Below are 13,352 nucleotides of genomic sequence, written 5' to 3'. Positions count from 1 at the left end.
AGAAAATGGAAAAAGATAACATTGCAGTAGGTCTAGATATTGGAACGACAAAGATAGTTGCCATGATCGGCAAAAAGAACGAGTATGGAAAGCTGGAAATTCTGGGTATTGGGAAATCCAAAAGTTTAGGAGTTGCGAGAGGCGTTGTAAACAACATCACGCAAACCATTCAGTCCATTCAGCAAGCAATACTTGAAGCAGAAAACAATTCAGGTTATAAAATAAAAGATGTGGTGGTCGGTATTGCCGGACAGCACATCAGAAGTATACAGCATACCGATTACATCAGCCGTAGTAATCCGGAAGAAGTAATTGGCGAAAACGATATTCAGCTTCTGATTGACCAGGTGAATAAATTAGCCATGTTACCGGGAGAAGAAATTATTCACGTTTTGCCACAGGAATTCAAAATCGACGGGCAGTCTGAGATTAAAGAACCTATCGGAATGTACGGCGGAAGACTGGAATCCAGTTTTCACGTAGTAGTAGGACAGGCTTCTTCGATCAGAAACGTTGGAAGATGTATCCAGAGTTCCGGAATCGAATTGTCAGGACTGACATTAGAGCCCTTAGCTTCTGCTGATGCGGTTTTAAGCCAGGAAGAAAAAGAAGCCGGAGTAGCACTTATTGATATTGGTGGCGGAACAACAGATCTGGCCATTTTTAAAGATGGTATCATTCGTCATACCGCGGTAATTCCTTTCGGAGGAAATGTGATTACGGAAGATATCAAAGAAGGATGCTCGATTATAGAAAAACAGGCAGAGCTTTTAAAAATAAAATTCGGATCAGCCTGGCCGGGAGAAAATAAAGACAACGAAATTGTTTCTATTCCGGGTTTAAGAGGAAGAGAACCAAAAGAGATTTCGCTTAAAAACTTATCTAAAATTATCCATGCCCGTGTGGTAGAAATTGTAGAGCAGGTTTTTGCTGAAATTAAAGCGTACGGACACGAAGATCCGCGTAAAAAACTAATTGCCGGAATTGTGCTTACCGGTGGCGGGGCTCAACTGAAACATATCAAACAATTAGTAGAGTATATCACAGGAATGGATACCAGAATCGGATATCCAAATGAGCACCTGGCAGGGAATTCAAGCGAAGAAATTTCAAGTCCTTTATTTGCGACAGCAGTAGGTCTTGTGATGAATAGTATCGAAAATAGCACCCAAAGTGCTGTTAGAATGGAACTTGTAAACGAGCAGCCAAAAGTAGTGTACAGAAATGTTAACACTCCGCCGCAACCGCCCGTACAACAGCGATACGAAGTGGAAGAAAATTACGTTGAAAGGGTAGAAACTTTCGATGATCACAGAGAAGTCAGGAATGCAGTGAGCAAAGAAGAATCTACCGAAACAAAAATAAGAAGATCATTTTTTGATCGTTATGTCGATAAAATCAAAGATTTTTTAGACAACGCAGAATAATAGAATAAGAAACGAAAAGGATTACTTTTTGCCCCAAGTCAAGAAGTAAAAAATGTATTTAATAAGAATTTCAAAACCAAAAAGATGATGAGCAACTCAGAATTTGGAAGTATTTCATTTGATTTACCGAAAAACCAATCAAATGTAATCAAAGTAATAGGTGTCGGTGGAGGCGGAAGTAACGCAATCAACCACATGTTCAAGCAAGGTATTAAAGGGGTAGATTTTATCGTTTGTAATACTGACTCACAAGCACTTCAAAACAGTGCTGTACCAAATAAAATTCAGTTAGGGATGAACTTAACGGAGGGTCTTGGAGCAGGAGCAAATCCTGACGTAGGCCAGCAATCTGCTATTGAAAGTATCGCCGATATCGAAAAAATGTTAGACCGTGGTACCAAAATGGTATTTATTACCGCTGGTATGGGTGGAGGAACAGGTACCGGTGCAGCCCCGGTAATTGCACAACTGGCAAAAGAAAGAGAGATCCTGACCGTTGGTATCGTAACAATTCCTTTTCAGTTTGAAGGGAAAGTACGTCAGGAACAAGCACTTTTAGGAATCGAAAAATTGCGTAAGCAGGTCGATTCATTAATTGTGATCAATAATAATAAATTAAGAGAAGTATACGGAAATCTTGGTTTTAAAGCAGGATTCTCCAAAGCAGATGAAGTTTTGGCAACAGCCTCAAGAGGTATTGCCGAAGTAATCACGCACCACTATACTCAAAATATTGATTTACGTGATGCTAAAACTGTTTTGTCAAACAGTGGAACAGCTATCATGGGATCTTCTGTTGCGGAAGGTGAAAACAGAGCAAAAGATGCAATTATTTCTGCATTGGATTCTCCGTTGCTAAACGACAACAAAATTACAGGAGCCAAAAACGTATTGTTGCTTATCGTTTCTGGATCAGATGAAATTACACTGGATGAGATCGGAGAAATCAATGATCACATTCAGGCAGAAGCAGGATTTAACGCTAATATCATCATGGGGGTTGGTGAAGACGAAACTCTGGGTGAGGCTATTGCCGTGACTATTATTGCGACTGGTTTTGATGTTGAACAACAAAACGAAATTGTAAATACAGAGCCTAAAAAAATCATTCATACGTTAGAAGATGAACAAAGAAGTGTTCATAATTTAACCAACAGAACACTTACTTCTTTTGATGTAAATGCAGAGACACCTAGTGCCCCTTCAGAACAAAAGATTGTTTTTGATTTGATGGAAGATACGGTTGCTCCCGTAACAGCTGCTCCGGTTGCACCAGTAGCAGTTGCTCCGACAATCAATCAGGAAGAATTAGTGGTAATGTCAGAGTTTATCAAAAACCTTGATGTGACTTTTGAAATCGTTTCACCAATTACAGATATCGATTTTAAAATTTCCCCGCCGGAAGTTCCCGCTTTCCAGGAAGTAAAACCTGTTCAGCAAAGAGTTTTCGAAAAAGAGGAACAAACTACTTTTTCATTCGATCTGCCTCTTTTCAGAGCAGAACCGGAAGTGAAAAAAGAGCCGGCAGTTGTGGAAGACAATAAGATTTTATTCGAATTAACGAATGATACCCGTAATATAAAAGTAAACGATCCGGTACAGTTTGTTCCGGTAACAGAACTTTCAGATAACGGAATTATCAAATATTCGCTGGAAGAATACATGGAAGTTGAAAACGACCTGATCACTTCAAAACCGACTGAAAAAGTAATTCAGGATGTAGTTCCTGAGGAATTAAACATTACTTTGAAACCGAGAGTTGATTTTGCCCAGGAACCGGCTTTTACAACAACAGATCATGTTTCTCCGTTGGAATTGACAATCGAAGAGACTTTGCGTCTGAGAGCGGAAGAAAGAAGAAAGAAACTAAAAGAATTTAATTATAAATTCCATAATAATGTTTCCAGAATTGACGAACTTGAAAAAGAACCTGCCTATAAAAGATTGGGCATAGATCTTTCTAATACACAGTCAAATACAACCAATTCTAGAATCTCTGTGGGTACTGACAGTAATAATGATCTGCAATTGCGTTCCAATAATTCGTTTTTGCACGATAACGTAGATTAATAATCCAATCATAATTATAGGATAACCCGAAAATTGGATTTAATTTTCGGGTTATTTTTTTTATCTTCGCACAGAATTTGGAAATTTGACTTTAAAAGTATTTATATTTAACAAATATTGTCGCCCTGAGCGAAGTTGAAGGTGAATTACCTGAAAAGACTTCGACTAAGTTTATGCTGAGCGAAGCCGAATGGACTCAGCCGGACAAATGATGAATGTATTACAGAAGTTCATAATTTCAAATAAATAATCAATTTATAAGCCTTGCTGCTTATCTAAATAAAAAAACAAATGAGTTTACAAATACAAATCATGGATGAGATTAAAACAGCCATGAGAGCAAAAGATACAGTAGCGTTAGAAGCATTAAGAGCCATTAAATCTGAAATGTTATTAGCAGCCACTGCTTCCGGATCTAAAGAAGAATTAACAGAAGACGAGGAAATTAAATTATTGCAGCGATTGGTAAAAACGCGTAAAGAAAGTGCCAGAATTTTTACAGAGCAAAACCGTCCTGACTTAGCGGAACCGGAATTGGCTCAGATCGCAGTAATCGAGAAATTTTTACCTGCACAATTAAGCGAAGAAGAAGTAGAAGCTGTAATTGCTAAAATTATCGCTGAAACCGGAGCTTCCGGAATTGCTTCAATGGGTAAAGTAATGGGATTGGCTGCTGCACAACTAGGCGGAACTGCTGAAGGGAAAACAATTTCTACAATTGTAAAAAAATTATTAGTTTAGTAGAAATTCCAAAAAACAGAAATTCCAAATTCCAAGTTGGAATTTGGAATTTAAAAAATTGAAATTTTAAAATATTGACTGCGTAGTTCAACTGGATAGAATATCAGATTTCGACTCTGAGGGTTGCAGGTTCGAACCCTGTCGCGGTCACTAAACAAAAAACCTATTTCGTGATGAAATAGGTTTTTTTATGGCTTTTTTTAGTTTATTTCTTAGCAATAAGTCGTGAATCAGTTAAGAAATTGTTCCAGACAGCCAGAGGAATTGTATATGATGTTTGGTAACTTACGTCAAAAATAAAGGCTTTATCCTTGACTCTTAAAGTATCAACATTGAACCTTTTTAATCTTTTCTTTTGCTTAAATAAATCGATTATATAGTGAGTTTGCGGACAACAGCAATATCCTCCGTTTCTTGTTGAATCAAATAATGAATCAAATTCTTTAATTTTTTTTACATCTACAATTCTATCCATTCTAACAAGTTTTGTAGTGTCCTGCGAATCCGTTTCTTTAATTTTATATAGAGAAATTTCTATTCTATCCATTTCTTTTCGCAAATTTTTAAAGTAATTTTCATGATAGTGTAGAACTAAATCTCTTCTACTTGTATTATGCTCTTTCTTTGGTTTTACAACTTCATCTTTTTTATTACAAGAGCTAGATAATAGGGCAACAACCCCAATAATAATTACTTTTTTAAGTTTAATCATAATTTATAAAATTTATGAATTACAGTTGATTTTTCTTTTTTGTAATTGCTAATATATAAACTATATTTTTACAAGTAGAATTGTTTTTTTTGACTCAATTATTAAACAACAAATTTCTCTATACTATCTAAATAATTTTAAATCTGAAGTGTCCCATAATTGGCATTTTATATAAATTCTCGTTTTATTTCCTATATTCGTTTTACAAAATCTACAGAACCAATCCCAATGAAAGAAAAAATAAAAATCCTGCAAACTGTTCACCTTGCCATTTGCGCCGGAGTCAGCATTGCTTACTTTTTCGTAGAAGAGCCTTCTATGGCACATCTGAAAATTCCAACTATTGATGCTTCATCTGCAATCTATCTCATAATACCCATTATCGCTTTGTTGGTGAGTAATCTGATGTTCAAATCACAATTAAAACAGGTCGATCCCGAATTAAAACCCGGGGAAAATTTACCCATTTACCAAACGGCTTCCATTATACGCTGGGCAATTCTGGAAGGGGCTGCTTTTGTCATATTGTTCCTGAAACCCGATTTTCTGCTGGCCGGAATACTACTGATTGTATATCTTATTTCATTAAGGCCAACGGAAGAAAGAGTGCTAAGCGACATCAAAAACAGGGGATAATACAAAGCAACCAAAAGAACGTTACATCATGCAATTCTACATCAACAGCGAACATTTAGTAAAAGAGATCGAATATCCATCGCGATTTCATCCGACAAACGTATTCAGAAGTGCCGTTGTTGTTTTTGTCACGCTTTTGTTTTTTCTTTTGTTGTTTACGCCATTTGGGGTATACCAACCCGAGCACAAAATGAACTACTTTTTTATCTGTGGTTTACATGCTTTTTCACCTGCGTTGCTGTTCTTTTTCTATTTTTCCATTGTCAATTATTTCAGAAAAGGAAAGGACCATTTTCATAATTGGAACTTACTCCGGGAATATGTTCATATTGGCGTTTTTCTTGTTCTCTCAGGTCTGGCCAGTTTTTTACTGCGTGATTTGATTTATAACAATCCGGACAATTGGTCCTGGCGCTATCTGTATGAAGAAATCAGGAACTGTCTGGTGGCCGGAATCTTTTTTTACTTTTTTCTCAGAGTGGTAAGTTTCTATTTTCAATCACAGAAAGGATCACCCTTCGTACTGCAATTTCAGCCGCTTAAAATAGAGGAGAACAAAAAAATAATTCCTGCTGTTGTTTTTATTAATACGCAGGTAAAACAGGATGATTTCAGTTTGACTCTGGACGATTTGTTATTTGTAAAAGCAGATGGCAATTATATCGAATTAACAAAATCAGTCGATAACAAAATAGAAACCGAATTAAAAAGAATTTCCCTCACCCAATTCGAAGCGCAAATTTCGGATTACCCACATTTTTTCAGATGCCACAGAACCTATTTGGTCAACATGTTCAGGGTCGAAAAAGTCACCGGAAATTCACAGGGCTACCTGTTATCGTTTGCTGATACCAATGAGAAAATTCCGGTCTCCCGAAAACAAATTGACAATTTCGACAGCTGTTACCAACAGCTCAGACAGCGATACATCGCTTAAGCTTGTTGTTCGTCACAAAAGCTAGTTACTGATAACAACCCCGTCTTACAACCCTTTTTCTTGTTGTACGTTTGCGACAGTCAACCGATAGCCGGTTGAAAAATAACTGTAAAAGCAAACCATCATGTCATCAGCAATTTCGACTTCCGGTTCATCAAAAAAATTAGTTTACATCGACACTATTAGAATAATACTGACGGTATTAGTCATTCTTCATCATACCGTTATTACCTACGGAGGTTCTGGCGGCTGGTATTGGGTTCAGAAAACAAGCTGTTTTGCAGCACTTGTTCCAATGACTATGTTTGTGAGTATCAACCAGTCCTTTTTTATGGGTTTTTTCTTTCTGCTGGCCGCTTATTTTACCGAATCATCCTATCTGAAAAAAGGTGCCTTTAAATTCATTACAGACCGTTTGGTAAGGCTGGGGATTCCGTTAGTATTTTATTCTTTTGTACTTTCTCCAATAGTGAGCTATCTGGTGTATTATTTCGCAAAAGGACATCACATTACCTTTCTGCAATATCTTTCGGGATACGACAGCTGGATCGATTTTGGGGTCATGTGGTTCGTAGCGGCATTGTTGGTTTTTACCATGATGTATGTCTTCGTGCAGAAATTCATCAAAACCGGTTCTAAAAAAGCAATTCCGGCACCCGGAACATTTCAGATACTGGCATTTGCCGTTGTGACAGGGGTAATTAGTTTTATGGTAAGGATCGTATTTCCGGTGGGCTGGGTTCTGGAACCGGTCGGTTTTCAATTAGGACATTTTACACAATACATTTCCTTGTTTATAATCGGTATACTGGCAGCCCGAAACAATTGGCTGGACCAGCTTACAGCACAGACCGGAAGACGCCTGAAAATAGCAATAGTGGTATTCCTGTTTTTCTTTCCGGTATTTTTTCTGATCCGTGCAAAATTAGACATGCCTGTTTCATGGTATTCCGGAGGATTTCACTGGCAGTCGTTGCTATATGCGGTGTGGGAACAATGCATCGGACTTTCGATTATAACCGTATTTCTTGTAAAAGCGAGAAAAAGCTGGAACCAGACTTCTGCGTTACGCACTCAATTGTCACGCAGTAATTTTGTCGTGTACATCTTCCATCCGCTGGTCATTGTAGGCTTAACGTTAATGATCAGAAATTGGCAAATTGATCCGGCCTTTAAATTTATCATCATGGCACCCATAATAGTGATAGCAAGTTATATCCTCGGAGCGTTGCTTTTGCGAATTCCGGGAATTAAAAAAATCCTTTGAGAGCGCATCATATCACAGAGGCAAAGAAGAAATTTTTTGCCTCCATTTTTTTTAGGAGCCAATTCCGGCCATCCACTGTATCTTTTGCGGCGAACCCCGCCACAAAAGGATGCCGTTCCTGTCCGGGCTGGGGCATCATCGTATCATTAGACCATTGTCTAAAAAGAATATATCGAATCAATGGAATTATCCTTTTCGGGAAAACAAATTTTCGACCACCCAGGCAGGACCAATCATTAAAAACTGAAGATCTTTCAGGAAAGAAGGTTTTTTACCCTCAATATTATGGCCGTAGAATTGACCGATCCAGGCAATTACAAACACACCGATGGAAAAGGCCCACAAAGGTAAAACCTGTCCGATATAATAATTCACCACCAGACAGATCGCAGAAAAAACAGCAATTTTGATCGCCATGGCAACCGATAACCGAATGTAAAAAATAAGTACAAAAAGCAGCACCACAACAGCCCAGTTTTCTATAACGGGGGCATTCAATTGCAGAGTAGCAGCAATAATACCACTCGGAATACTCATTAATAAACCAACAATCGAAAAGTAAATCGCCGGAACACAGACATAATGAATCGCTTTGTTTTTTGGATTCTGATGACTTACTGCATATTCTTCAAACCATTGCTCTAATGTTCTCATATTTTTGGATTTAGGTATCTAACAAAGCTATTGAATATTTTGCATTCTTAACATTACAAAGGATTAAAAACTATACAGCTGCAATTCCGAATACAAATTTGACGCAAACCTGTTGGCTGTCCTGATATTAAAAAAAAAATCATAAGACAAAGAATCAGCATGATTTATTTTAAAAGGTGAAATCTTTTTTTGTAATTTTATTCCTCCCTAGTAAAGTGCTGTAAAACAGTACTCCACCCCCAAAAACAAAAAAGAATGAAACAAAGTCTCATTATCCTGTTAGTACTATTTCTAACCTCCTGTTCTTCCTCCAAAATTATTGAATTAGGAAATGCAACCGCCGCAAAAGGTATGGATGTCTCACAAAAAGCACAGGGTATTTATGCAACGTTATCAGAGCAGTCCGCTATCGATAAATCGCAGCAGGACGAGGTAAAAGTGCTTACCCATCCTAGTCCTTCCACAATGGCATTACCGGACACTAAAGCCCCTGATTTCTCCAGACAATTACAGCCAAGAATACAGGCTTATCAAAATTTATTTGAGGTTTACAAAGCATTTTCGCTTTTAACAGACCCTAAGTATTCGGACAAAACAAAAGAGGCGATGACCGCCCTGCAGGATAGCTATGATGCGATCGAAAAAATGCCGGACTTACCTTCGGATGTCAAAACAAAACTGCCTAATGTTTTGAAAATGGCTGGAGAAGCCGTTCAGGCAAAAGAAGTGAAAAAAAACAATGAAATATTGTATGTCCTTTCCGAAGTGTATTTGGAGTTGTGGAATGCCGATAAACCAACCTGGAATGACTATATCGATCTGATTTACAATTCCTATGCTGAAGGGCTCAATACCGTTGATTCCAAACGGTATGACGTCAGTAAAATTTCTCAAAGCAATTCCGGGCCTTACAGTGACAGCGCCACCATAATTCTGATGTACAGACTGCAGAACAGGGATGATATCATGAAACAGAAAAATGATTTGAAAAAACAACTGGATGCCTTTGGTCAGGCACTTCAGGAACTGACCAAAGCGCATGCTGAAATTGCCAGACAAAGCACAGATATCAGCGCTGTTATTTCATCCTTAAACAAAATCGAAGAACTTCTAAAAGACAAGTAAAATGCAGGAAGAATTAAAAAAATCATTATCAGAAGCGATTAGCCAGTTTAATAACAGAAGGACACAGCTCTTGCAGGATGCCTTTACGGAAGGAGGAGAACCCGCACTCGATAAACTGGTAGAAGAATACGATGCGCTCCGGGATGCGTATTTTGAAATTCTGAAAAGGGAACTGGACCAAAACAATCCCCGTTATACCCAGCTCACCACTGCAACAAAAGAAGAAGCTGATAATTTGGCCAGAAGTCTGAAAAAACTCAATAATGTAAATGAAATCCTTGCTTTAACCACCTCGGTTATTAACCTGGTCGGAAGGGTTTTAATTGTTTTGGCCCTGTAACAAAATGCTTCTGTTTGAAAGATAAGGAGTTACAAAACAAAGAGTGATGTATCCTTAAATTCATTCGAAATTGTGAATATCTATTTTGGGATTTGTCGATTTTATGCCCGTTAAAATCTATCTTTGGCAACCTTAAAAAACAGAAGAAATGAGCGCAATTTGGTACGAATGCAAAGTAAAATATAGAAAGACCGATGAGACTGGAGGACAAAAAGTTACTACAGAACCGTATTTGGTAGATGCTGTGTCTTATACAGAAGCAGAAAGCAGAATCAATGAAGAAATGGGGGCGTATGTGAGTGAAGAATTTAAAATCACCAATATAAAAGTGGCGAATTACGCCGAGATCCATCCGTTTGAAAATGCCGATCGCTGGTTTAAGTCCAAAGTTACTTTAATGGCTTATGATGAAGAAAGCGGTAAAGAAAGAAAAACCAATATGTATCTTTTGGTTCAGGCCAACGATGTAAAAGAAGCCTATGATAATACCATTACGGTAATGAAAAACACCATGGGAGATTACACTATCCCTGCTATTTCAGAATCGCCGATTATGGATGTTTTCCCGTATTTCAGTGGTGAAGAAGGAGAATTGGAACAACTGGAAAGGTTCAATGCCCTGAAAGCTTCAAAACCTGAACTGGTTGCCGTGGGTGACATGGGAGAAACGGTAGAAGACCTTATTGAGGTTGAAAACGAATAATTTACAAGATTATACAACAAAAAAGAGGATCTAATAGTCCTCTTTTTTGTTTTTATATAATTTGGTTTATCTAAAGCTTTTCATTAAACTCTTATTTCTGATTATACTCAAAAACCGTATCCCACAATTCATCAATTTTCACGAGGGCTTTATCCAGGGCAATTACTTCCCATTTACCGTTTGTTTCTATGCCCAGACCAATGTTTTTTAGTTTGTCTAAAGCATCTTTTACATCAAAATCAAGGTTGGTCTGAAACTTCGTCATAAACCAGGATTCAATCTGATCATCGAGTTCTTCCGCAGTGATCGGATTCGGACTGCGGTCTAAAAAAGCATACGCCAGTATCGTTTCTTTTAGTACTTCTTCTTCAGATGAATTTAAGAGCGAATAGAAAGCGCCGCTGTTGTTTCCGAGATTCTTAAAGTAAAGACTGTCGGAAAGCATTTTTCCATATTTGATTTTTTTATTGATAAAGTTGCTGTACTGGCGGAACAAGTAGGCAGACAAGATTCCCAACGCAATTAAACCCTGATTTAGCGAAGCTTTACTGTTTAGTAAATCAATCGCTTCTCCGGACTGATATGCCGCGTACATGCCAATTAAAGCCGGAATTACCGTGGTACTCAATAAAGAGATTCCGCCCCCGATTCCCGGCACCCAGAAAAATAACTTATCTCTGGTGGACATTCTCGGAATGGCATTTGGAAATATCGTTTCAAGATCATTTTTAGGAACCCGTTTAAAAATCTTCAATCCGATAGACCCCGGATCAATAGGCATTTTTCCTAATTTGACCTTGTTCTCTTTTAGATAATCGGCTTCGTTATAATTCAGGTAGATCATCACACGGTCATAGTATTCGACTTCTATTTCCTTTTTCCAGAAAATAAATTTCTTAACCGTTTCTTTCGCTTTATGATGTCCGCGAACGTACAATTCATAATCTTTGAAAGCATTAAAATCGATAGAAAGATTCAGGCCTATTAAATCAGATTCCTTAAAAGCCCTGTCTAAAGTTTCCTGATCGATGCGGGTATAGTTTCCGTGTTTTAAAACCGTAAGAAGGGTCTCCTTAAAAACTGAAAAGTCACTTTTACCAATAAATCCTTCACGTTCCTTCGGACTCAGGTCAGGATCGAATAAGGCATAATGCTGCTTCAGGTTCCGGTTCAGGTTAAAAGCCTCGTAATGAAAGTAATGTTCAACGATGTCGAAAAGCTTTTTAAAATCATCAACCTTTTTTTTATCTTCAGAGAACGTAGCTATTTGTTGTTCGAGTAAGAATTCCTTATTAAAGGGAATATAATTTTCTCGTGTCATATCAGTTGGGGACTTTAATGGATGGGCTGCGTTTTCAAATAAGAATTACAAATCTGAATTATCTGCGTTATCTGTTTTTTCCGAAATTTTTGGCAGCGGTTCGGTATTGATGATTCTGAAACGTCCGGGATATTTACCCCAGATATTTTTTTTGTTGCCATAATAGTCCATATATTCCTCGCACACAAAAACGGCATGTGCAGTAGACCAGGCCACAACACCACAATACTCGCTTCCGGAGAGTCTTTTTAAGGGTACTATTTGTTTGTCTTTTTCGAAACCTAAATATTTATAAATAGTCGGGGTGTATACTTCACCATCTTCCAGATCCTCTAAAGCTTTATCAAAAGTCGACTCCCTGTCGATAATTTGTTTGTATTTCGCCATTACGGCATAGGTTAGTACGGCGTAGTCTTTTATTCTTTTGCTTTCTTCATTGGTTTTGATAAATACAAAACCCGCAGAAAATTTAGCTTTCTCCAGTTCCTCCTTTTTCAACTGAAATGAAGCATTGTTTTTTAATCGGATATAAAAGAGACTATCTGCCGTTTTTTCTGCTGTATAAAGATTATCCAGTCCATAAATATTCAGGGCCGCCTTAATAAAAGCAATCGACGAACAGTTGGTGCGCTCTCCCTGTTTAAAGCTTTCGAATATTTTGTCAGAACTCAGTTGGGAGTAACAAGTTGAGGAAAATATTAAAAATAAAAATGTTAAAATAACAGCTTTCATCGGCCTAAGATTTTATGTTTTTTTTCCCTGATGATTTTCGGAAAAAATAGATTTTACAAATCTATGAAAACCAACTAATAGTTGGTGTGTTTACTTCTTAATTTTTGAAAGATTAACAATTGATAAAAACCTGAAAAAGCACAGGAAAGTAGAAGGCAGTCTTACAGTTTTTTCATTGAAATCCCATCCGGATTTTGGCTGAATCACATCATTTAACTACGAATATCAATTAAAACCCTACAGTTATAAATCGGTTTTCCGGACTACAAAATTATTGTTTTACTTTATAAAAAGAACCTGTTTTAAGTCTTAGCTGCAGCAGCTTAATACTGTGTTTTTTGTTCAGAAAAGATCAAAATAATAAACTAAAAGAATTACATGATGAAAGAAAATTTTAAGAGAGCAGCAGCTATAATTACTGCTGTGCTGATTGCTGTTTTTTTTACACGCTGTCAGCAGGAGTACGAAGCAGCAGGAGTTCCAGAGGGGACAAAAGTCCAGGCTGCCAAAGAATGGTTTAAAGAGTATGAAGGAAAGGGCGATAATTATGTGTATCTCCAGAATCTCATTTACGATTGGCCCGGGGCGATCGTGAAACAAGCTGAAGACGGGACTGAAACGATTGTGATCCCGATAAAAGAATTAAAAACAGACCAGTCAGAAATCTGGCAACAGCGCTTATACCTT

Annotated in this window: 14 protein-coding genes and 1 tRNA gene; 11 read left to right on the top strand and 4 right to left on the bottom strand. The window is 37.6% G+C overall.

Annotated features, from left to right (window positions below; genetic code table 11):
- Nucleotides 1-5: 5 nt before the first annotated feature.
- From ftsA to LPB89_RS20750, 4 genes are all read left to right on the top strand, one after another.
- Nucleotides 6-1,427, top strand: coding sequence for a cell division protein FtsA (ftsA, locus tag LPB89_RS20765; protein WP_230703539.1), 1,422 nt, complete (start codon nt 6-8; stop codon nt 1,425-1,427).
- Nucleotides 1,428-1,511: 84 nt separating this feature from the next.
- On the top strand, nt 1,512-3,497 hold the full coding sequence (gene ftsZ, locus LPB89_RS20760; RefSeq protein WP_230703538.1) for a cell division protein FtsZ: 1,986 nt from the start codon (nt 1,512-1,514) through the stop codon (nt 3,495-3,497).
- Between the two features lie 291 nt (nt 3,498-3,788).
- Nucleotides 3,789-4,238 (top strand): GatB/YqeY domain-containing protein, encoded by a 450-nt coding sequence (locus LPB89_RS20755; protein ID WP_154340608.1) that lies wholly within the window; start codon nt 3,789-3,791, stop codon nt 4,236-4,238.
- Nucleotides 4,239-4,314: 76 nt separating this feature from the next.
- A tRNA-Arg gene (locus LPB89_RS20750) sits at nt 4,315-4,388 on the top strand.
- Between the two features lie 55 nt (nt 4,389-4,443).
- On the opposite strand, the gene LPB89_RS20745 is transcribed toward LPB89_RS20750, so the two are convergent.
- Nucleotides 4,444-4,950: a hypothetical protein gene (locus LPB89_RS20745; protein WP_230703537.1), complete on the bottom strand. Its 507-nt coding sequence runs from the start codon at nt 4,948-4,950 to the stop codon at nt 4,444-4,446.
- 228 nt (nt 4,951-5,178) lie between these two features.
- On the opposite strand from LPB89_RS20745, the gene LPB89_RS20740 reads away from it, so the two are divergent.
- From LPB89_RS20740 to LPB89_RS20730, 3 genes are all read left to right on the top strand, one after another.
- On the top strand, nt 5,179-5,586 hold the full coding sequence (locus LPB89_RS20740; protein WP_230703536.1) for an MFS transporter: 408 nt from the start codon (nt 5,179-5,181) through the stop codon (nt 5,584-5,586).
- A gap of 28 nt (nt 5,587-5,614) precedes the next feature.
- Nucleotides 5,615-6,523 carry a LytTR family DNA-binding domain-containing protein gene (locus tag LPB89_RS20735; protein WP_230703535.1) on the top strand — a complete coding sequence of 303 codons (909 nt, stop codon included), beginning with the start codon at nt 5,615-5,617 and terminating at the stop codon, nt 6,521-6,523.
- Between the two features lie 124 nt (nt 6,524-6,647).
- On the top strand, nt 6,648-7,790 hold the full coding sequence (locus LPB89_RS20730) for an acyltransferase (RefSeq protein WP_230703534.1): 1,143 nt from the start codon (nt 6,648-6,650) through the stop codon (nt 7,788-7,790).
- A 186-nt stretch (nt 7,791-7,976) separates the two neighbouring features.
- On the opposite strand, the gene LPB89_RS20725 is transcribed toward LPB89_RS20730, so the two are convergent.
- Nucleotides 7,977-8,444 (bottom strand): DUF962 domain-containing protein, encoded by a 468-nt coding sequence (locus tag LPB89_RS20725; RefSeq protein WP_230703533.1) that lies wholly within the window; start codon nt 8,442-8,444, stop codon nt 7,977-7,979.
- Between the two features lie 255 nt (nt 8,445-8,699).
- Here LPB89_RS20725 and LPB89_RS20720 point away from each other — a divergent pair, with 255 nt between their 5' ends.
- The 3 genes from LPB89_RS20720 (at nt 8,700) to LPB89_RS20710 (ending at nt 10,612) form a co-directional block, all read left to right on the top strand.
- Nucleotides 8,700-9,569, top strand: coding sequence for a hypothetical protein (locus LPB89_RS20720; RefSeq protein WP_230703532.1), 870 nt, complete (start codon nt 8,700-8,702; stop codon nt 9,567-9,569).
- Nucleotide 9,570: 1 nt separating this feature from the next.
- On the top strand, nt 9,571-9,909 hold the full coding sequence (locus LPB89_RS20715) for a hypothetical protein (protein WP_230703531.1): 339 nt from the start codon (nt 9,571-9,573) through the stop codon (nt 9,907-9,909).
- A gap of 148 nt (nt 9,910-10,057) precedes the next feature.
- Entirely contained in the window at nt 10,058-10,612 is a 555-nt protein-coding gene (locus tag LPB89_RS20710; protein ID WP_127339400.1) for a DUF4494 domain-containing protein, read from the top strand.
- Nucleotides 10,613-10,703: 91 nt separating this feature from the next.
- Here the strand turns inward: LPB89_RS20710 and LPB89_RS20705 are convergent, their stop codons facing one another.
- Entirely contained in the window at nt 10,704-11,933 is a 1,230-nt protein-coding gene (locus LPB89_RS20705; protein ID WP_230703530.1) for a TMEM143 family protein, read from the bottom strand.
- Between the two features lie 45 nt (nt 11,934-11,978).
- On the bottom strand, nt 11,979-12,665 hold the full coding sequence (locus LPB89_RS20700) for a hypothetical protein (RefSeq protein ID WP_230703529.1): 687 nt from the start codon (nt 12,663-12,665) through the stop codon (nt 11,979-11,981).
- Between the two features lie 378 nt (nt 12,666-13,043).
- Here LPB89_RS20700 and LPB89_RS20695 point away from each other — a divergent pair.
- Nucleotides 13,044-13,352, top strand: a 309-nt coding sequence (locus LPB89_RS20695) for a hypothetical protein (RefSeq protein ID WP_230703528.1), incomplete at its 3' end; no start/stop codon positions are given.

Origin of the sequence: Flavobacterium sp. ENC (genome assembly GCF_020991415.1) — a bacterium.
Lineage (GTDB): Bacteria > Bacteroidota > Bacteroidia > Flavobacteriales > Flavobacteriaceae > Flavobacterium.
Note: the sequence above shows the minus strand (reverse complement) of the source record. Positions and strands in the feature narration are given on the sequence as shown.